Annotated in this window: 16 protein-coding genes and 1 tRNA gene; 10 read left to right on the top strand and 7 right to left on the bottom strand. The window is 48.3% G+C overall.

All coding sequences use genetic code 11. From position 1 onward, the window contains the following. Positions 1 to 380 precede the first annotated feature (380 nt). Positions 381 to 872 carry a 3'-5' exonuclease gene (locus GCWU000325_RS00625; RefSeq protein ID WP_006253938.1) on the bottom strand — a complete coding sequence of 164 codons (492 nt, stop codon included), beginning with the start codon at positions 870 to 872 and terminating at the stop codon, positions 381 to 383. A 305-nt stretch (positions 873 to 1,177) separates the two neighbouring features. On the opposite strand from GCWU000325_RS00625, the gene GCWU000325_RS00620 reads away from it, so the two are divergent. Continuing rightward, complete coding sequence (locus GCWU000325_RS00620) at positions 1,178 to 2,404, top strand: sugar MFS transporter (protein ID WP_006253937.1); 1,227 nt, start codon at positions 1,178 to 1,180, stop codon at positions 2,402 to 2,404. A 142-nt stretch (positions 2,405 to 2,546) separates the two neighbouring features. On the opposite strand, the gene GCWU000325_RS00615 is transcribed toward GCWU000325_RS00620, so the two are convergent. Together GCWU000325_RS00615 and GCWU000325_RS00610 are read right to left on the bottom strand one after the other, a co-directional pair. Beyond that, on the bottom strand, positions 2,547 to 5,030 hold the full coding sequence (locus GCWU000325_RS00615; RefSeq protein ID WP_006253936.1) for a TonB-dependent receptor: 2,484 nt from the start codon (positions 5,028 to 5,030) through the stop codon (positions 2,547 to 2,549). Positions 5,031 to 5,296: 266 nt separating this feature from the next. Further along, the gene (locus GCWU000325_RS00610) at positions 5,297 to 6,367 is read right to left on the bottom strand and encodes a bifunctional 3-deoxy-7-phosphoheptulonate synthase/chorismate mutase type II (RefSeq protein WP_006253935.1); all 1,071 of its coding nucleotides are present in this window, start codon (positions 6,365 to 6,367) and stop codon (positions 5,297 to 5,299) included. 208 nt (positions 6,368 to 6,575) lie between these two features. Here GCWU000325_RS00610 and GCWU000325_RS11765 point away from each other — a divergent pair, with 208 nt between their 5' ends. The 7 genes from GCWU000325_RS11765 to GCWU000325_RS12480 all read left to right on the top strand — a co-directional run bounded on the left by GCWU000325_RS11765 (position 6,576) and on the right by GCWU000325_RS12480 (position 11,192). Beyond that, a complete protein-coding gene (locus GCWU000325_RS11765; RefSeq protein WP_154646542.1) occupies positions 6,576 to 6,845 on the top strand; it encodes a hypothetical protein in 270 nt (89 codons plus the stop codon). 66 nt (positions 6,846 to 6,911) lie between these two features. Continuing rightward, positions 6,912 to 7,346, top strand: coding sequence for an acyl-CoA thioesterase (locus tag GCWU000325_RS00600; protein WP_006253933.1), 435 nt, complete (start codon positions 6,912 to 6,914; stop codon positions 7,344 to 7,346). A 62-nt stretch (positions 7,347 to 7,408) separates the two neighbouring features. After that, the gene (aroB, locus tag GCWU000325_RS00595; protein ID WP_006253932.1) at positions 7,409 to 8,452 is read left to right on the top strand and encodes a 3-dehydroquinate synthase; all 1,044 of its coding nucleotides are present in this window, start codon (positions 7,409 to 7,411) and stop codon (positions 8,450 to 8,452) included. Between the two features lie 60 nt (positions 8,453 to 8,512). Further along, on the top strand, positions 8,513 to 9,025 hold the full coding sequence (locus GCWU000325_RS00590) for an FMN-binding protein (protein ID WP_006253931.1): 513 nt from the start codon (positions 8,513 to 8,515) through the stop codon (positions 9,023 to 9,025). A gap of 4 nt (positions 9,026 to 9,029) precedes the next feature. Beyond that, complete coding sequence (locus tag GCWU000325_RS00585; protein ID WP_006253930.1) at positions 9,030 to 10,229, top strand: 4Fe-4S binding protein; 1,200 nt, start codon at positions 9,030 to 9,032, stop codon at positions 10,227 to 10,229. Beyond that, the gene (locus GCWU000325_RS00580) at positions 10,226 to 10,849 is read left to right on the top strand and encodes a nitroreductase family protein (protein ID WP_006253929.1); all 624 of its coding nucleotides are present in this window, start codon (positions 10,226 to 10,228) and stop codon (positions 10,847 to 10,849) included. Before GCWU000325_RS00585 ends, GCWU000325_RS00580 begins: the two co-directional genes overlap by 4 nt. Positions 10,850 to 11,057: 208 nt before the next feature. Next, positions 11,058 to 11,192, top strand: coding sequence for a hypothetical protein (locus tag GCWU000325_RS12480; protein WP_006253928.1), 135 nt, complete (start codon positions 11,058 to 11,060; stop codon positions 11,190 to 11,192). A gap of 439 nt (positions 11,193 to 11,631) precedes the next feature. On the opposite strand, the gene GCWU000325_RS00575 is transcribed toward GCWU000325_RS12480, so the two are convergent. Further along, the gene (locus tag GCWU000325_RS00575; protein ID WP_040599054.1) at positions 11,632 to 12,357 is read right to left on the bottom strand and encodes a DUF554 domain-containing protein; all 726 of its coding nucleotides are present in this window, start codon (positions 12,355 to 12,357) and stop codon (positions 11,632 to 11,634) included. 415 nt (positions 12,358 to 12,772) lie between these two features. On the opposite strand from GCWU000325_RS00575, the gene GCWU000325_RS00570 reads away from it, so the two are divergent. After that, a complete protein-coding gene (locus tag GCWU000325_RS00570) occupies positions 12,773 to 14,974 on the top strand; it encodes a hypothetical protein (protein WP_006253924.1) in 2,202 nt (733 codons plus the stop codon). A gap of 33 nt (positions 14,975 to 15,007) precedes the next feature. Next, positions 15,008 to 16,099, top strand: a complete 1,092-nt coding sequence (locus GCWU000325_RS00565) for a hypothetical protein (RefSeq protein ID WP_006253923.1) — start codon at positions 15,008 to 15,010, stop codon at positions 16,097 to 16,099. Positions 16,100 to 16,935: 836 nt separating this feature from the next. Here the strand turns inward: GCWU000325_RS00565 and GCWU000325_RS00560 are convergent. The 3 genes from GCWU000325_RS00560 to GCWU000325_RS00550 all read right to left on the bottom strand — a co-directional run bounded on the left by GCWU000325_RS00560 (position 16,936) and on the right by GCWU000325_RS00550 (position 18,951). Beyond that, a tRNA-Thr gene (locus GCWU000325_RS00560) sits at positions 16,936 to 17,009 on the bottom strand. Positions 17,010 to 17,159: 150 nt separating this feature from the next. After that, entirely contained in the window at positions 17,160 to 18,599 is a 1,440-nt protein-coding gene (locus GCWU000325_RS00555; RefSeq protein WP_006253919.1) for a CCA tRNA nucleotidyltransferase, read from the bottom strand. Positions 18,600 to 18,747: 148 nt separating this feature from the next. Beyond that, positions 18,748 to 18,951, bottom strand: coding sequence for a winged helix-turn-helix domain-containing protein (locus GCWU000325_RS00550; protein ID WP_006253918.1), 204 nt, complete (start codon positions 18,949 to 18,951; stop codon positions 18,748 to 18,750). Positions 18,952 to 19,139: the final 188 nt, after the last annotated feature.

Below are 19,139 nucleotides of genomic sequence, written 5' to 3'. Positions count from 1 at the left end.
CAGTTTGTCTTACTTTGTTGCGATACCCCCTGACGATACGTGGCAGATGAGGCTATCGGTCAATATTATGATGCGATGGCAAGAGGTGGATGCTATGTTTGCAGGAAGTCTGTCCTTGTAGTTTTGTAGTATTACTGAAGAATGGCTGACAAGAGGGCAATGGTGCGAAGCGGCCATTTATTTATTGGCGCGCATAATGCCTTGTTGTTTCGTTTGCCGGGAGCAAACGATAGTTTGGCAGGAAGAAACGATGGTTTGCCGTCACCAAACGATAGTTTGCCGGGAGCAAACAACGGGAAAGCAAGTTGGGCGCATTCCATATAAAAGGTGAATGCGTGGAGAACGTAGAGATTTCGAGGTAGATTCAGGCTCTGTAGGGTCTACAATAGCAATTTCGCAATGGCAGCACAGGCTTCCGCATCGGCTAGCGCGTGGTGATGCTGTTCAAGTTGGTAACCGCAGGCGGCAGCCACGGTGTGGAGCTGATGATTGTCTAAATGGGGGAGTGCGTGGCGCGCGGCTGTCAGCGTATCCAAGAATGTATAGTCGGGATAATCCATTTGATAGACCTGAAAGACGGCTTTAAGGCAGCCCTGATCGAAGCGGCAGTTGTGCGCTACCAAGGGTAGCCCTTCGATAAGCGGTGCGATCTCAGTCCAAACCTTGCTAAACACAGGTGCATTTTCCGTGTCAGATTGACGCAATCCGTGAATGCGTGAGTTCCAATAACAATAATAGTTTGGCTCAGGGCGGATAAGCGCGTAAAAAGAATCGACCTGCTCGCCGCCTCTTACGACGACGAGGCCGATCGAGCAGACACTGCTGCGCGCTTGATTGGCCGTTTCAAAATCTATTGCAGCAAAGTCTAACATACTTTCAGTTGTATATAAATAATAGCGGATGAAGCATTGCGCCAAAGGTAGTCATATTCTTAAGTAACTTGACGTTGTGGGATGTATTTTTGCGTAAGGCTGCGCGCTTTTAAGATATTAGCACGCTTTTTGAGGTGCAACTAATGGGGAAATGGGGCATTTGCTTTAATTTTGCACACGCGAAGAACTAAAAAGTGGCATCGCCGCCATTTGGTACTTTGCATTAGGGCCTCAATCGTAAGGCCTCAATGCGCGCAAGTCGGCCGATCGGCGAAAAATAGAAAACAAATAAAGAATTATTTCGTATGAAATGGTCTATCACGACGACAAAAGAGGGTAAAAACTACCTCTTTCCTTTTCTGCTTATTACCTCACTCTTCTTTATGTGGGGTTTTGCTCATAGTATGCTGGACGTATTGAATAAGCATTTCCAACTATCACTCAATATTTCTATGATGCAGTCGGCGCTGGTGCAGAACGCCGTCTACGGCGGCTACTTCTTGATGGCGCTGCCTGCGGGTAAGTTGATCAGTCGCTTTGGTTATCGGGCCGGCGTTTTGACCGGCTTAGGCTTGTTTGGGCTCGGTGCATTGCTTTTCGTGCCCGGTAGTCTGCTTCCATCAGCCAATTTGTTTTCCTTTTACTTCTTTGTCGGCTGTTTGTTTATCTTAGGTTGCGGCTTAACTTGCTTGGAGACGTCGGCAAACCCATACGTTACGGTACTGGGTGCGCCTGAAGGAGCAGAACGCCGCATCAACTTCGCCCAATCTTTTAATGGTTTGGGCTGGATTCTTGGTCCTTTAGTGGGTATCTTTCTCTTTCGCTCCGGTGCGCAAGACGATGACGTCGTACTGCCTTATGCCGTGATCGGTATTATTGTCTGGCTGGCTGTTTTTGCTTTTGCACGTGTGAAATGGCCGGAAGTGGGTAGCGAAGAATCCGAAGCAAGCGAAGAACTTGTGGGGCGTAGTCTTTGGCAACAGCGTCATTTTACGTTCGGACTTGTAGCCCTCTTCCTCTACGTTGCGGCCCAGACCGGTATCAATAGTTTTTTCATCAATTTTACGACGACTTCCGAAGTGGGACTTTCGAATCAGACCGCTACACTTTTGTTGTCGTTTGGTTGTATGGGACTCTTTATGGTCGGCCGCTTGACGGGGAGTTGGCTAATGGGACGCATACGTCCTGAACGCTTGCTCGCGTTTTATGCTTTGTTGGCTATGGGCGGCACGATGCTAATCGTCTTCTTTGGCGGGAACATCGGCGTGGTGGCCTTATTGGGCGTTTACTTCTGCGAAAGTATAATGTTTCCGACGATTTTTGCCCTCTCCATTCGCGGATTACGCCAGGCAACAAAGCGCGCTTCGTCTTATCTTATTATGACGATAGTGGGCGGTGCCGCTGCACCAACGCTGATGGCTGCCATAGCGGAGCAAACGTCGATGGCTTTTGCCTTTATCGTCCCTTTAATCTGTTTTGTCGTTATTTTTGTTTATGCTGCGAAGTATAAACAATGGGGTAGTGGTAGTTGAGTAAGGATTAACGGAGTGGTGAGGTGGATGAAAAACTCATCTTTTGCAGATTAAGTGTAGTCTATTCTACATCGGCTACACATTATATAATATATAGTAAAGCCGGAGCAGGTCTGAAGATTACTGCTCCGGCTTCGTCATATTACATACCTACGGCTTGTGCGCCCTGGTTGTTCTTTTGCTTGATTACGTCTTGGTTGGAGATCGTGTGATCTGCTTTCTTGACGGCTGCTTTCAAATGGCCGATGCGCCAGGTTGCGCCGACGGCAAACACCATATTCTCGTGCATGGTGAAACGCTGAATGTTGGTGAAGTCTTTTCCGATGGTTTCGTTCGTCATTTTTAATTGTGGGAAGAAAAGATTAGCTCCCACCAACGTTACCGTTAAGCGGTCGTCCTTTAAGAAAGAGCGCGTGAGCGAAAGGCTGTTGAAATGAAATGTGGGTTGCGAGCCTTGTAGCGTGTATCTGCCGCGGAAGTAACCACCCGTGACGCCCAATTTTAGTTTCCACCAAAGATCCTGCGTCAGATTAGCGAAGACCGAGCCGCTATAACCGTGATTGTGCTCGCCGCTTGCGTATGATTTGTAGTCATCATAGTTGAGGGCAGCGTTGACGTTGAGGCGCGTAGTTTTTGTCGCGTTCCACATTACATTGAGGTTGAACGTACCGATTTTTGCGTGAGTGCGGTTGCCATAGGTTGAGTTGAGCAAGCGTCCGTCAAAGAAACTATAATTGGACATTTCGTTGGTCGTTGTCGTATATTTGAGCGAGGCCATTAGGGTTAGGACGCGCCCAAAGCGATTATAGCCCAATTCGAAATTGTGCCAACGTGTGCTGGTCAGATTCGGATTACCATAACTCAGCATTCCCGGAAAGTTGCGAGCCACATAGGGCGAGAGAGCATCTATGCTCGGTCTGTTAATACGCAGGTTATAGTTGGCTTTTATAATTTGGGTGGGGGAGAGATTCCAACTTGCACTGACTGATGGCACGAGATCGTTGAGCGTCTTGGAGAAAGATGGCTTTGAACCATCAGGATACTTTACTTCAATGCGTGAAGTCTCGAAGCGTAGGCCGATGCGCAAGGCGAGTGCGTCGCGCTGATAAGCCCATTCGCCATAAGCTGCGCCGATATTGTTGTTGTGACGATAATGAGAAGAACGAGAAGGGTCCGGCGTCAATGGCGTTGACGTTTCAGAAGGGCGCGTAAGTTCGTCGAAATCGCTGACGTTTCTGCGCGCGATATACTTTACGCCGGTCGACAGCGTCTGACTTGCTGAAAGCGGTGTGGTAAAGTCGATTTGCCCCGTGTGTTCCGGCGACTTCATTGTGCCTTTTGTGAGTTGGTCAAGCAGTCCGGCTTGATTTACGACTTGATGAAACCAATAGAAGTTGTCAGCTGTCGTCTTCCCATTACTATAATGGTAAGAGAGCGTCAGCTTTTGCTGCGGGTGCTTAAAGGCGTGCTGGTAGTCAACGCCGATCTCAATGTTGTCCATTCCATTTTTCAGTGTGCCTGAGCGATGATTGCCGCCCAAGTAGGTGACGCCGTCCTTGAGTAAGCGTGTTTCGCCCGTTACATCTTGATTTTGCCGGAACCCCCACCAGTTGCTTGAAACGCTGAGTAAGTTGTGTGCATCAAATTCATAACTAGCTTCGAGGCTACCCATATTTCCGTGTGAGCGTTGTGTGGCTGTGCCCTCGTTGTGAAAGAGTAAGTAGCCGGGAGCGGAGATTGTTTTTCGCTCAATTAAAAGATCAGTTGGGATGGATTTGCTTTGAAAAAGATTAAGATTGCCGGAGAGCGTCAGCTTACCTTGCTTGACCATTGCAAACAAACTTTCGTTTATGCCTCGCTGACTCGCGCGAATGCCGGGCGTTAACGTGTAGCCGTTCGTGTTGTCTTGCGTCTGCATAATAATGTTGAGAATACCGGAAACTCCCTCTGCGTCGTATTTTGCGCCGGGGTTAGTGATTACTTCCACGCTTTTTACCGCCGATGCCGGGTAACTTTTGAATATTTCTCCGGGATTGCTGCTCATGAGTTTGTTGGGCTGGCCATTAACGTAAACTTTGAAACTCCCACTGCCGTTAACCGTAATTTTATCTTGCCCATCAACGGTCACAAGTGGCACTTTTCGCAGCATATCCAAAAGACTTTGTGTCTTGGATTCCGGATCATCTTTTACGGCATAATTGATGCGATCGCCCGTAGCTTTCACCAAAGGCGCTTTAGCTGTAACTACGGCCGTCTTTAAATCGCTTTCGCTCATAAATAATGCGAGTCGGCCCAAATCAACTTGTTTTTCTTCAGCCAAAACAAAGTCGCGGCTGCAAAATCCTTTGCTCAAAGCGGCAGCTTCGAGCGTATATCGGCCCGCTTGCGTGCAAGTAAGGCTGAAAACGCCTTGTTCATCTGCTACGCCGGTGGCTATTGGGTGCTTGTGCTTCCCTTCTTGATAGAGTCTGATTGTGGCATAAGGTTCTGGCTGTGCGTTGGCAGAATCAACAACAAGGCCTTTGATGGTATAGCTTGCAACTGTTTGTGCTTGTGTCGGTAAGGTGGAAATCAGCACAAGCGCTAAAACCGCAGCGTACATTACGGTATTAAAGGTGTGTTTCATATCATATTCTTTATTGTTAGTTCGCTATTTCGGTGTAAGCAGAAAGGGATAATACAGCAAAGATCGTCGTTTGGAAATCCCGCTATGAGAAGCTCTTAAAAAGGTTTGGCTACACAAATCGCGAGGTTTCTTTCTGTATTAGTTTGCTATTACACAGCAAAAGTAAAGGATTTGATTATCCTAACAAAGGATTCCTAAGTTTTTTTGAGAAAAGCGTTGAAGAAATTATTGGCTTTTGATTCGACAAAGAGAGGAAAAACTGCTGTTTAGTCGCGCATAATTTCGGCTTGTCGACGTATACTTTCTTCATGAATAGCTTCAAAAATGGCCTTGATGAATTGAGGCGTCATTCCGTGAGATGTCCCATGTTCAAAATTGCGTTTTAGGATTTCGTCGTAGCGTCGAGCTTGCACGATAGTTAGATTATGTGCTTTCTTATAAGCTCCTATTTTGCTGCTAACGGCCATTCGTTCAGCAAGCAGATGAATGAGAGAACTATCAAGGCGATCTATTTGTGCTCGCATCTCATCTAATTGTACCGCTTCATTCCTTCGATCTCGTATGACAAGCTGATTGAGTAAGGACTTCAAAACAGTGGGCGTGATTTGCTGGGCGGCGTCGCTCCAAGCCTTTTCGGGCGAACAATGCGTTTCGATGATCAGACCATCAAAACCTAAATCGAGTCCTTGTTGTGCCAAAGGGGCAATCAGTGAACGTTGACCTCCTATGTGACTTGGGTCTCCAATAATAGGTAAATCCGGGAAGCGGCGACGCAACTCAATGGGGACACTCCACATAGGCTCGTTGCGATATATTTTTTTTTCGTAGGTAGAGAAGCCGCGATGGATGACGCCGAGGCGCTTTATGCCCACTTGGTTCAGGCGTAGGAGTCCGCCAATCCATAGCTCGATATCGGGGTTAACAGGGTTTTTCACCAGGATCGGAATGTTGACACCGCGCAAAGCGTCTGCCATGTCTTGCAGTGCAAATGGGCTTGTCGCCGTGCGTGCACCAATCCACAGCAAACCTACGCCCGCTTTAAGTGCAGCTTCGATGTGCGTTGGCGTTGCCACTTCCGTAGCCGTGATCATCCCCAGTTCTTCGTTGACACGGCGCAGCCAAGGGAGCGCTTCCAAGCCTTTTCCCTCAAAGCCACCGGGCTTGGTGCGCGGCTTCCAAATGCCGGCACGAAAGATTCGAACACCAAAGTCCGCCAATTCGCGTGCTGTCTGCATTACTTGTGCTTCCGTTTCTGCGGCGCAAGGGCCCGCGATCAAGAGCGTTTTTTCGCCGCAAGGGGCGGCTGGTAAGGCGAGAGGGCGTAAATCTAAGTCCATAAATAATCTTTCGTTTTTACTTGTGCAAAAGTACAGAGATTGCGGCTTTCATTTTCTTCTTTCTCTCATTTTTTATGAGGAGTTTTGCGGCTTTATCCCATTAAAGGCTATATTTTCTTTGCGGCCGCTGTTTCTTGTGCTAACTTTGCATCACGTAGAAGAGGCTAAAAGTGTGAAGTTATGCACTTTGCTCCTGCTAATTTTGATTATGGACGAACGAAGTGATTTTATAGACGCATTGTTGCACTACGCTACGGCGCAATTATCGCATCAAGATCGTACGGTCGACTATTGTCGTGGCGCTATCAAAATCTTAGATGCTCGCAATCACCTCTTCGCTTTCGTCTCTGTCGACAATACTGACGAGGAAAATGCAATTTATGCGCTGCGCGATTTGTGTCGTGTTGATCCTGATACGCTGGATACGATAGTTGATCGCGGCAAAATCGCATCCCTTGCCCGTACTTATTTTGATTAAAACAACAACGATGAGGCGCTGTAACGACGCATACGAAGTTGCAGCACACCTTGAATAGATTAAAGTATGGAAGAACCAAAAGACGAGCTTACGTATCGTAGAAGAATGCCAATACAGATACGTTTTAATGACGCAGATTCTTACGGTCACGTCAACAATAATGCGTATTTCAGCTATTACGACTTAGGTAAGATGGATTACCTTAATTCAGTAATGGGGGCAGATGGGAAAGCACACGGCGTTGTGCCGATTGTAGCCAATATCAGTGCAGATTTTTTTCATCCCGTCTTTTATGGAGATGAGATCGTTGTAGAAACCTGCATCCCTCGTATAGGTAGAAAGAGTTTCACCTTGCAGCAGCGTGCAGTCAACCTAAAAACCAATACGGTTGTCTGTCGTTGCTCTACAGTGATGGTTTGTTATTCTTTGAAAGAAAAGAAAAGCGTAGAGGTGCCGGCCGATTTCCGAGCGGCAATTGAGCGCTTTGAGAGAGACGAATAAGTTTCTGCGAGGCGTCAAATCTTGCTCTCGTTGTGCGGTCATAAGTCTGTGAAACTTTAGAAATGAAACAGCACGTACTACTTGTCGATAATTTGTCCGAAGCAGTCGGCCGCCTGCAGCAGGGAGGCTATGACCGCATCTTTGTGCTGACCGATACGCAGACAGAGCGCCTTTGCCGTCCTTTATTAGGCGATAGCACTTCACTTTTTTCGCCTGATATCATTATAGCTTCGACCGATGCCCACAAAGATTTGGAGGCACTGTCCCAAGTGTGGACTTTTTTGCAAACACATGGGGCTACGCGCCACTCATTAATAATATGTCTGGGCGGCGGGATGGTTACTGACTTGGGCGGTTTTGCTGCGGCCACCTTCAAGCGTGGGATCGACTTCATCAATGTCCCGACTACGTTGCTGGCTATGGTCGATGCCGCTGTCGGCGGTAAGACGGGCGTTAATTTTAACGGACTGAAAAACGAGATCGGCGTCTTTTGTCCGGCTCAGCGTGTATGGATACATACGCCGTTCCTGCGCACACTCGATGCCGTCAATCTTCGCTCGGGCTATGCAGAGATGCTGAAGCACGCCTTATTAAATAATGTGCAAGCGTGGGCGGAACATTTGGATTTCGATTTGGCTGCGCCCGATTTTGAACGCCTGCAGAAGATGGTAGGCGAGAGTATCGCACTCAAACAGCGCATTGTCGCCGAAGATCCTCAAGAACACGGCTTGCGTAAAGCGCTAAACTTTGGCCACACAGTTGGCCATGCTTTTGAGACCTTGTCGCTTCGTCGCCAGTCTCCGCAACTACACGGTTCTTGTGTCGCACAAGGAATGATTTGCGAACTCTATTTGAGTCACGTGCATCGGGATTTCCCGCTTGAGCGCTTGCGGCAAACTGTGCGCTACTTAATCGAGAATTATGGTCGCTTCGAGTTCTCGTGCGACGACTATGATACACTTTACGAACTAATGCTTCACGATAAGAAAAACGTTGGTGGAGTCATCAACTTTACCTTCTTGGGTGATGTGGGGCGTATTTTTACAGACCAACACGCCGAGCGCGAAGAAATCTATGAGGCTTTTGATTTCCTACGCGAAGGTTAGGGGTAAATAAAGATAAATCACGACTGCACAATGTGGTCGAAATAAAATCAATACAACAATATGAAACGTTCAACTTTAATTCTTACGCTGGCGCTGGCCTTGGTCGGAAGTGCTACGTCTGTGGGCTTTTTGCAGGCAGCGCCGAAAGTAGTCGCCAACGCTCAAACGGTAGCGCCGAATGGGCGTCAATTGACGAAACTTGGTCTGACCGGAGCTCAACTGGAGCAGAAACACGACGGCATTTGGGCCGTTTCGCTCAAAGGCAAGGCCCTTGGCTATGTGATCAACTCTACGCCTTTTGCTGCTAATGTGCAAGGCTATCGCGGCCCTGTGCCGGTTTTGGTTTATGTGGACAATTCCGGCAAATGCAAGAAGGTGTATGCACTGCCCAACAACGAGACGCCTTCTTTCTTCGACAAGGCCGTGACGGTGCAAAATCAGTTTAAGGGCAAGGCTGCCAAGAAAGCCGCGACGATGAGTGTAGATGCGGTCAGTGGCGCTACTTTTTCCAGCAAGGCTTTGGCTGCAAACGTCAAGGCGGCACTGGATGCGTATAGCAAATACGTAAAATAATGTAATGAACAAATGGATTATAACCGGCGAGCGGCTTCTTTCGCTGCTCGCCGTTTTTCTTCTTTTAGCGGCTACGGCCGTTAGTGCCGGCAAATGGTTTGGCCGGCCGCTCGCGATGGCGCAGGAGGAGCATAAGGCCGTTCCGGCATCTTTCGTAGCTCCAACGCCGCAGCAATTGGCCGCACTCGGACTGAAGGAGGCTGTGCTGACGGAAAAGGATACGGCGATCTGGCGCGTAACAACACCCGCCGGGCAGAACGAGGGTACGATTTTTCGAACGGACCATTTTGCGCCGGATGTGAAAGGCTTTGCCGGCCCTGTGCCGCTCTTCGTCTTTATCGACAAAGATAGTATTGTGCGGCAGATACTGCCACTTGACAATACGGAGACGCCCTCATTCTTCACCCAAGCTGCTAAGGTTTTGGAGGCGTGGCAGGGGAAAAAGGCGCACGATTTGGTGCAAGCCAAGGTCGATGCCGTTAGTGGCGCCACCTTCTCAAGTCGAGCGATCAATCTCAACGTGCAGGCAGCCCTTGTAGCCTATGAGCAGCAAAAAGTTGACGCTTTCCCTATGCCGGCTTTGGGTTGGCCTAAGACCATTGTCGTTTTCTTGGTCTTGGGTTTTGGCCTTTTGGCCGCTACGGTTTTGCGTGGCAAGAAGTGGGTGCGCCTTTTAGCGCTTAGCCTCAATGTCCTCGTCTGCGGCTTCTGGTGCGGACAGTTTATTTCTGTTTCCCTACTGCGCGGGTGGCTGATGAACGGCTTTGATCCGCTACTCGTGCTGCCCACTTTCGCTATGCTGTTGCTCGCCATCTTGATGCCATATTTCGGCAAAAAGAATTATTACTGCCAATGGGTGTGTCCTTACGGCGCACTCCAAGATTTGGCTTTACGCCTGCCCTTGCCTAAGGTGCGTATTCCGGCTAAGGCCTACAAGCGCTTGCGTAATTTGCGCTTCTATGTGTTTATGGTGCTCTTGGTCTTACTCTGGTTTGGCTATGGAGCTTGGCTGTTAGATTACGAGCCTTTCTCCGGTTTCCTTTTCAGTGTTGCACCGCTTGGCGTAGTGATTTTCTCGGCCTCATTTATTGGGTTGAGCTTATTTATCCCGCGGCCGTGGTGCACGTTCTTCTGCCCCGTGGGCACACTGCTCAATTTGGCTGAGGACCTCGATAAAAAACCGAATAACGTTAAGAAGAAATGAACAAATATAAGATTATCTCTATCGTCCTGGCCCTTGCTTTCATCGTGGCTTTAGTGCGTTCGTTGGCCTTTTCGGGCGAGGCTGCTACGCCTGTTGACAAAGTTGTGTTCGATAACATTATGACGCGTACCAGCGTGCGCGAATATGCTGACCGGCCGGTGCGGCGCACGCTCTTGGATAGTTTGGCGCGGGCCGGAATGGCCGCACCTACGGCCGTTGATATGCGACCTTGGAAGTATGTCATCGTAGATGATAAGCAGACGCTTCAAACGTTGGGCAACAATCTGCCTTATGCCGGTTTCGCAGCGCAAGCTCCGGCAGCCATTGTGGTGTGTGGCGATACTGCTGTTGTTGATAAGCAGGGCCGGTCGAGTCGATTCTGGGTTGAGGATTGTTCGGCTGCCACTGAGAACATCCTTTTGGCCGCTCACAGCTTCGGACTTGGAGCGGTCTGGGCGGCCGTTTATCCGAATGAGGAATTGGTAGATAAGGTGGCCGACATACTTTCACTTCCCGACAATGCAATTCCCCTCAATGTTATTGTGATCGGCTATCCGAAAGCACCATCTACGCCCAAGGATAAGTTTAAAAAAGAAAACATCCATTATAATACGTGGTAAGCACATAGGCATTTGAAGCACGTCATAGGCCTATGGCTGTAAAGTATGCTGCAATGTTTCTCTGCGAAGTGTTGCAGTTTTTTTTATGCGCGCCGTCTTTTGCTTAAGCATCGTCTGCTATCGGCTCATTCGTCACCCATCTCAATGTCTTAACGCTCCTTGGTTTGCGATGGCAACAACCTGTTGGTGAGGCAACTGCTGATCCTTTATGGAGAAGACCGGCGGCCGAAAACGTAAGTCGCGCCCAATGCGCCGCGCACTTCACGTGGCGCGCCTTATTGTTTATGTCGTCAGGCTGCCGGCTTATATGATGCGCGCCCACTACCGCTATAATGCTACTTGATCTGCAATGGCGAGAAGTAGGGCGGGCGTTTCGCTGCTTTTCTTTGGAAAATGGGCAAGGCAAGTCCTATTATTGCGCGTCCGGTGTTGATTTACGCGTTTTTTATCGTGATGAAAAAGCCTTCTTATCGTGAGCGTACGTGTCTACTCTCACGAGCGTACGATCGTTTCACCGTGGTGAAAATTTGAGAAGGTTAAATCTGCGCGTTCAATAATCGGGTGCAAGGTTTCAAAAGTGGGACTTTGTGCAGCGAAAATTCAAGAGAAAGGGTGGGCGAATAGACTTTTCTGGCCGCCTACTGCGTACGAGCCGACTGTCATCGGTTCGGCCTTTTTGTCGTTTCTACTACTGCAAAAAGAGTCCGATGCAAGCGGCACCGGACTCCAAAGTTGAGTAGATTATGTTAATTGCTAATTGTATGTACAATAAGAATTTACTCTTAAGTAAAGAGGTTTACGATCAGAAAATAAATAAGTGGTAAGAACAAAGCCGGAAGCAGATTGACCGTCTTGCAGTCTTTAATGTGCAAAATGCCGAGGCCGGCTGCTGCGATTAAGACACCACCGACAATATTAGTCTCCGTCATGATTTTAGCCGTGATTTCAGAGTTCGCCCCCGTAACCAAACCGGCCGAGAACTTGCCGATCAGGAAGAACGACGACATCCAGATAAACACCGGTACGGACGTGAGCGAAATACCTACGCCGTAAGAGGAAGACAAAACGATGCAGGTGACAAAATTCAGCGTGGCCGCCGTCATCAGGTAGGTATCGTCGCCGTAGATGGCGCTTCGGATTGGTCCGACCATAGCCAGTGTGCCCACGCAACATAGAAGTACGGCCGTCGTAATACCATCTGAGAGATTGGCAGAGCCCATGTTCTTGGGCGTAGCCTTGCCCACCTTTTTCGAATAATGCTCCATACGTGCATCCAGCTTGAGAAACGAACCTATAACTCCGCCGAAGGCCAAACACATGATGAACAAGACGGGCGTTGTGCTTTTCTGCATATCTTGAATAGCCAGATAGATACCCAGAACCAAGACCGCGATGCCCATACCCGTACTTAAGGCATTGAGATATTGCTCGTTAACTTTACGTTTTGTAAGGCCGCCGATGATACTGCCGCCTATTATCGCTGCGATATTTATGAATATAGCAAACATAGTGTTAGACTTTTGCTGCAAAATTACGATAACGCCGCCGAATAAAAGAGAAAAAAGGAAGTAAAATTTGTGCTCTCGCATTGTTTTTTTGTCGCTGCTTCGCGAAAGTCTTTAGTGCGATGCTTCTGATCGCTCTCTGTTGCCTGATAAATCGGGTAGAATTACTTCCGGAAAAATTGGAGGTGAGAGAGAATGCGCTTGGGGCATCAAGGGGTAGGCGCTCTTTCTTGCTTATGACTTCTATAAAAAATGTAATCAAAAGGTTCTCATCTAAAAAATAATGTTAACTTTGTGGCGAATCAAGTTAACGCTATAAAAGTTGAGTTCTGTTTTGCGCCATCAAGGAAATCATAAGATGGCAAGCAGACTAACGAATTCTAATAGTTGGAACCACTAATTTATAAACCTCAAAACAATGAAAAAATTTTGTACTTACTGTCTTGTGGCTTTGTTGGCTATGCTCTGTCTGCCGACTAACTTGGCCGCACAAGGGTGGAATTATGATTTTGAAATGGCTAAAGCCGATGGAATCGGAGATCGGCCGAATCATTACGACGTCCTCTTAAACGGCATTTCGTGGTCGATGTATGCGGTCCGGAGATCGGGTAGCTCAAGCGACTTTGCGAATGGTAAAGTATCGGCTCGCATCTACGGCAGTCGAATGTCGATGAAGGAAATGCCTTACTTGGTGATGAAAGAAGACAAGGTGGGTGGCTTAGGTGTGATTGAATTTTCCTACCGTGCTTACGAAGAGCACGCAACTTCGCAGGTCGCGTGGTGTGTTCAAGTTTCGGAGGACGAAGGTGAACACTGGGAGACCTTAGGTCAGCCTTTTACGCCCACAATGGACGTTGAACGTTTTCACGCAAAGGCTAATGTCGAAACCGGACGCGTGCGAATCGTTCGGGCTGACTATGCCGTCTTCGATTATGCCGCGGCGAAAGGCTTTGATGCGGCGTTTAATCTTGACGATATCAGTATTACGGATTACGAAGCCGGAGCGCCTGAGCGCCCATCCATACAGACGGGAGAGGATCGCTTGAATTTTGGGCAGGTAGCTAAGGGTGAAACAAAGACAATCAAACTTAGCGTCGCGTATAAGAACTTATCGGCTGACGTAGCTTTGTCCTTGACCGGCGAAGATGCAAAATTCTTTAGCCTATCCAAGGATAAATTTGCCGTGAGTGAGCCCAATGGGAACGCAGAAGTTGATGTGACGTTCGCGCCTCAAGCTGCCGGCCCTCAGCAAGCAGTTTTGCAGCTCCAATCCGGAGAAACCATTGCTGAAGTTCAGCTTACCGGCACCGGCATTCGGAAGGCGGGTGACTTTACTTACAGTGGCGGCAGCGGAACTCAGGAAGACCCGTACCTAATTTCAAACTCGGGCGACATAGAAGACCTTTCGCTGGCCGTCGATACTGAAACTGATTACGACGGAAAGTACTTTAAGCTCACCAATGATGTAGATATGGAGGCGGTAAAGGCGATGAAACCGATCGGCAACAACTTCGGCGCCGAAGGAACTGCACTTAAGGCCTTCAGCGGTACGTTTGACGGCGACAATCATACGATTTCAAACCTCACGATGCGTTTCTCCGGCCGCTTTAATTTGGGTGTCGGGCTCTTTGGTATTGTCAAAAATGCGAAGATTTCCAACTTAACGCTCACCAACTGCTATTTTGAGGCCGACGCAATCGTAGCAAGCGTTGCTTCCGTCTTAGTTGGGTCAGAAATTATCAATTGCCACGCGGGTGAAAACGTAACCGTCAAGGCGCGCCTTAAGCCTTATGCGGGTGGTATCGCGACTTCGTCCTTCTTGACCCCATCTTCAATTGTGGCCTGCACATCTCGCGCTAACGTAGACGCGTCAGACGTGGCCATTGGTGGAATCTTGGGTATGAGTAGTGCGTCCGGAACAACCATCAGTCGATGCATCAATTACGGTAATGTAAATACGCGCAACAATTTTGCAGGTGGTATTGTCGGCTATGTGGAAAGCGGCCGCCTAAATATTGTTGACTGCCTCAATGCCGGCGAGATCAGCGCCGCATCTTGTGCCGGCGGACTTTTAGGAATGGCTTTGCAGGGCGCTTCGATTGATATTCGTAATACTTATAACATTGGCCGCGTGACGGCAACTGATCCTGCGGGCGCTTTAGGCCCAATTTTCCCTGCTGCGGCGCTCACTGACGGCCTTACGCTTGATGTACAGAATTGCTATTACGACGAAGCGCTCTTCAGCGGCGTATCTTCCGGTACGGGGTGCGCACTTTCGGAAATGCGGAGTCAAGCTTTTGCTGACAAACTTAATGCCGGGCGCTCGGAGATCGTATGGAAGCGTTTTGTTGGTGTGAACAACGAATTGCCCGTTCCGTGCGGCGAAGGAGAAGTCATAGATGGGCTTATGCAGCAAGCGTTGGCGGCCTCCTATATTCAGATTGAGGCCGGTCAAATTAAGACTGCAGCCGGCGTGCGTCTTTTAGGCGTGTGCGATGTCGCAGGCCGTCAGTATGCACCTGCATCTAAGTTGGCCGCAGGTACATATATTGTGACCTTTATGCCTGTTCAGGGTGCGCAAAAGCCTATGTCGGTAAAGATAATCGTACCTGTACGCTAAAAACATAAGTATAATCATAAACGAATATTGATAATGAAAACTATAAGACCAATCCGTTTCCTCCTTGCCTGCGTTCTGCTGCTCTTTGCTGCTGATCATTTGCAAGCGCGAACGAATAACGACGACCATGGCGTTTTAGTAGCCAACACGCTATCCATACCTTTTAATCGCACGTATCGCATGTATGTCAAGAAGTATAATACGGCGACGCAAAACCACATAAGCAAAGGCGAGCGCATCGTGATTCGTTATGCCTCAGAAGACAGTACGATCGTATTACCTCAAGGCAACGCTTTCAAATCTGTTGGTGACGGAAGCGTCCGGCTAAAATTGCTCATCTCAGGTGCCTATCCCGGCACACTCGATGCTTTTGATCCCAATAATATCTTGGATGAAATACCTTTTACGGTTGAAGTAAAAGACCACGTAGATATGCCTTTTCCCCAGTTTAGTGTGAGTTGGGGGCAAGAAAAATCGAAAACGATGAGCGAAATGCTGCAAAGCGGAGCCTATACAAACTATACCGCAGATTATTGGGCTATGAATCCGAAGATTGGCGAGCAAGATCGTGCCGGCTTGGAGATATTCTCCACGCAGAATGCCGAGTTTCCGTTTTTGATGCTCGCTTTTACGCCCGACGAGGACGAACTTTGCGCCGTATATCTCTTGGCCGCTTCTTGGGAACGTGTGACAACGCCGCAAATAAGTGAGGTCTACAAACTTCTTGCGGCCAATGGTTTTAAGGATCGAGGTATGAATCCGGATACGCATTGCTGGCAAATGTACAACCCCACCTCAAAAACCTTGGCTACGTGCGGACTTATGATCGTGCAAGGTTGTGGCTATTGCTACGTAGGTCTTTCTTATTTGCCGGAAGATCCGGATCCTTCGAGCATTCAGATGGCGCGCGCCGATCAGCCCAACATTGTTTGCGAGATGAAAGATGGATTGTTGAGCATCGAAGCCGAGCAATACGTCGGCCGGCAGTTGGCTATTTATACGCTTGATGGGAAATGCTTGCGCGTAGCTACGATTCGCCGTGGCGTAAATCAAGTGGGCAACTTACCTCGTCAGCCGCTTTTCTTGCGAATAGACCAATGTGCAGCCGTAAAAATCCTGCCCTAATACGCCTACAACGCCTTTTGAATGCACGCCTTTTGACGTATAAAGCATAGAAAGGCGCGTGTAGTTTAATAGTTACCAACAACGATACCCTTAAAGCTCAATTGCGCACTTCAGGGTATCGTTGTTCTTCGTTTTGGGAAGAACAAACTGAGCCTTTAGGCACAGATGAAATGAAGGACGAAGGCTTAAAGGATGCAGAGCACTATTCATTTGCCACCGATATTTCTACTATCGTCAAGCATTTTTGAAAAACAACGGGTGGGCTATCTTTTCTTGCAAACGCTATCCCCGCATAGTGTGCCGCCTTTTTGCTTGCCGATCAGTAGGCTTGGTCAGAGCACTCTTCTCGATTGTCTTTTTCGGTTTATATTTGATTTTTCAACCACGAAAACTTGAAAAATTGAAGCCCATCTCTTGCATGCAGACTTTACTATCGTGAGCGTAGACCTTTCTTCTCACGATAATACAGTTGTACGCTCACGAGCGTACAACCTTTTGCTCACGAGCGTAAGCTGAAGAGACGCTTCGTAAGCAGTTAGTATGCCTGCTCTTTACGTGGGAAAAAGAGGCTTGATGTGGCCCTTTTGTAGACTTATAGCGTAAGATGCTGTGAAGGTGCGCGTAATTGCAGGCGCTCAGTATGGCTAAGGAAAATGGGCTGACGTTATATTCGTACAAGTTGCGCTCAATAAAGCATTTTCCGAGCTGAGGCGGGCCGCTTATGGTTGAAAAATGCTACTGCTTATACGCCTTGTGAGCTGTGGAGTATAAACAAAAAAATAGCGGACGTTCTTATTCAGAAATCGTCCGCTATTGTTAACGTAAGCTTCGTTTTGAGCCTCTTGTCGGATTCGAACCAACGACCCCGAGATTACAAATCACGTGCTCTGGCCAGCTGAGCTAAAGAGGCGGGGTGGGTAAGCTCTCTGCATCGCGCCGCTACAACCAACTACCTTTGCTGCGGTCAAGCCCTGGAGGATTCGAAGGGAGCTGGCCGTACAGCACTTACCCATTTTCTGGATGCAAAAGTAAGCTATCCTTTCTTTACGACCAAATATTTTCAAGGATTTGTTGGCTTTAGCCCCATCTTTTCTGCTTCTTGGAGTACGAAAGCCAAGGCTTCCTCATAAGAATTGGGCACTTTCCCATCTAAAATAGCGTCTTTGAGCGCAGCTTTTAAGAGGCCCACTTCGCGGCACGGAGGCAAGGAAAAGCGGCGCATAATCTCATCGCCGGTCACAGGGGGCTGGAAATTGCGAATGCGATCCTTTTCTTCGATGGCTACCAACTTCTCGCGTACCAACTTGAAATTGTTCAAAAAATTTCGCTTGCGCTGTGCGTTTTTACTCGTTACGTCGGCCTCGCACAAGAGCATCAAGTCGTCAATATCATCTCCGGCATCAAAAAGCAAGCGGCGCACTGCACTGTCCGTGACAATGTCGTCAGCAATAACGATGGGCCGCATGTGTAAGCCAACCATTTTCTTGACGTATTTCATACGTTCGTCGAGCGGAAGTTTGAGTCGGCGAAAAAGAGCCGGCGTCATCTTCTCTCCTACAAAGTTGTGGTTGTGGAAAGTCCAACCCACGGCCGGCTCCCATCGCTTGGTCTTCGCCTTACCTATATCGTGGAGCAAGGCAGCCCAGCGCAGCCAAACGTTATCCGTGCGCCGCGCTACGTTGTCCAATACTTCGAGCGTGTGGTAGAAGTTGTTTTTGTGTGATTTTCCATTGCGCGTCTCGACATTGTCCAATGCGCTCAATTCGGGCAGGATGATCGGGAGCAAACCGCTGCGTTGCAGTTCGACAAAACCGATGGAAGGCAAAGGAGCGCGCATGATTTTGTTTAGTTCTTCGATGATTCGCTCGCCGCTGATGATGCTTAAGCGCTCGGCATTGCGCTCCAAGGCTGCAAAAGTTTCATCGTCGATGCGAAAATTGAGTTGCGTGGCGAAGCGCACACAACGCATCATACGCAGCGGGTCGTCGGAGAAAGTAATATCCGGATCAGTGGGCGTACGCAACAAGCCATCTTCCAAATCCCACAAACCATCAAAAGGATCAACCAGTTCGCCATAGCGCGCAGTATTGAGGCAGACGGCCAAAGCGTTGATCGTAAAATCGCGACGCATTTGATCGTCTTCGAGTGTTCCGTCTTCTACGATTGGTTTGCGCGAGTCGTGACTGTAACTTTCGCGACGTGCGCCGACAAATTCTATTTCTTGATGATGATATTTCACTTGCGCTGTCCCGAAATTTTTGAAGACAGAAAGGTGAGCTGCGCGCCCCAAACGCTTCGTCAAGGCTTCGGCCATTGCGATTCCGGAACCGACGACCACAATATCAATATCATTTGTTGGGCGTTCGAGAAAAAGGTCGCGCACATAGCCACCTACGACGTAGCACTCAAGCTGCAACCGGTCGGCCGTTTGCGCTAATTCTCTGAAAAGCGGCTCACGATCGAGCAGTTGTATGATATCGGTTGGGGTTAAATGTCTCATTCAATTTTGTTTTACGACTGCAAAATTAGGATTTCGGTACACAGTGGGCAAGAAAAAACGTGTCAAAGCGCCAATGCGCAAAGACACGATTAAACATTCTTATCATCCATACCATATTATATATAGTATGGCGATGCATCTCCATAGGTTACTTCAACACAACAAGAATCTCTTTATCGCTTTCGGTAACGTCGATCTTGTCTTCGCGAAGTAGCCAGCCAAGTCCAAGGTAAAGCTCCTTATCGGCACGAACTTTGATATACTTCTTAAGTTCTTTACCGGTGAGCTTACCATTCTCATTCAAAGCCACCCAAATTTTGCCGGCTAATTCTCCTACTTTTTCAGTAAACATAAGTCTAATTTTATAGTATAACGGTACTTTCTTCTTTTAGCTTACAACACCGCTTGTCGCATTTGAATCTTTGGCGCGTCTTATCTTTATCGTTCGCGCTTATCTCCTATTGCAAATATAGGATTTTCCACCTATTCTTGCTATGATTATGGAAAGAAAAGCACGATGAAAAGCCCTTTTTTGTACTA

Source organism: Alloprevotella tannerae ATCC 51259, from assembly GCF_000159995.1.
Taxonomy (GTDB): domain Bacteria; phylum Bacteroidota; class Bacteroidia; order Bacteroidales; family Bacteroidaceae; genus Alloprevotella; species Alloprevotella tannerae.
Note: the sequence above shows the minus strand (reverse complement) of the source record. Positions and strands in the feature narration are given on the sequence as shown.

Coding starts and splice junctions, on each gene's coding strand:
- GCWU000325_RS00625 (WP_006253938.1), bottom strand. CDS start 872: ATGTTAGACTTTGCTGCAATAGATTTTGAAACGGCCAATCAAGCGCGC.
- GCWU000325_RS00620 (WP_006253937.1), top strand. CDS start 1,178: ATGAAATGGTCTATCACGACGACAAAAGAGGGTAAAAACTACCTCTTT.
- GCWU000325_RS00615 (WP_006253936.1), bottom strand. CDS start 5,030: ATGAAACACACCTTTAATACCGTAATGTACGCTGCGGTTTTAGCGCTT.
- GCWU000325_RS00610 (WP_006253935.1), bottom strand. CDS start 6,367: ATGGACTTAGATTTACGCCCTCTCGCCTTACCAGCCGCCCCTTGCGGC.
- GCWU000325_RS11765 (WP_154646542.1), top strand. CDS start 6,576: ATGGACGAACGAAGTGATTTTATAGACGCATTGTTGCACTACGCTACG.
- GCWU000325_RS00600 (WP_006253933.1), top strand. CDS start 6,912: ATGGAAGAACCAAAAGACGAGCTTACGTATCGTAGAAGAATGCCAATA.
- aroB (WP_006253932.1), top strand. CDS start 7,409: ATGAAACAGCACGTACTACTTGTCGATAATTTGTCCGAAGCAGTCGGC.
- GCWU000325_RS00590 (WP_006253931.1), top strand. CDS start 8,513: ATGAAACGTTCAACTTTAATTCTTACGCTGGCGCTGGCCTTGGTCGGA.
- GCWU000325_RS00585 (WP_006253930.1), top strand. CDS start 9,030: ATGAACAAATGGATTATAACCGGCGAGCGGCTTCTTTCGCTGCTCGCC.
- GCWU000325_RS00580 (WP_006253929.1), top strand. CDS start 10,226: ATGAACAAATATAAGATTATCTCTATCGTCCTGGCCCTTGCTTTCATC.
- GCWU000325_RS12480 (WP_006253928.1), top strand. CDS start 11,058: ATGGAGAAGACCGGCGGCCGAAAACGTAAGTCGCGCCCAATGCGCCGC.
- GCWU000325_RS00575 (WP_040599054.1), bottom strand. CDS start 12,357: ATGTTTGCTATATTCATAAATATCGCAGCGATAATAGGCGGCAGTATC.
- GCWU000325_RS00570 (WP_006253924.1), top strand. CDS start 12,773: ATGAAAAAATTTTGTACTTACTGTCTTGTGGCTTTGTTGGCTATGCTC.
- GCWU000325_RS00565 (WP_006253923.1), top strand. CDS start 15,008: ATGAAAACTATAAGACCAATCCGTTTCCTCCTTGCCTGCGTTCTGCTG.
- GCWU000325_RS00555 (WP_006253919.1), bottom strand. CDS start 18,599: ATGAGACATTTAACCCCAACCGATATCATACAACTGCTCGATCGTGAG.
- GCWU000325_RS00550 (WP_006253918.1), bottom strand. CDS start 18,951: ATGTTTACTGAAAAAGTAGGAGAATTAGCCGGCAAAATTTGGGTGGCT.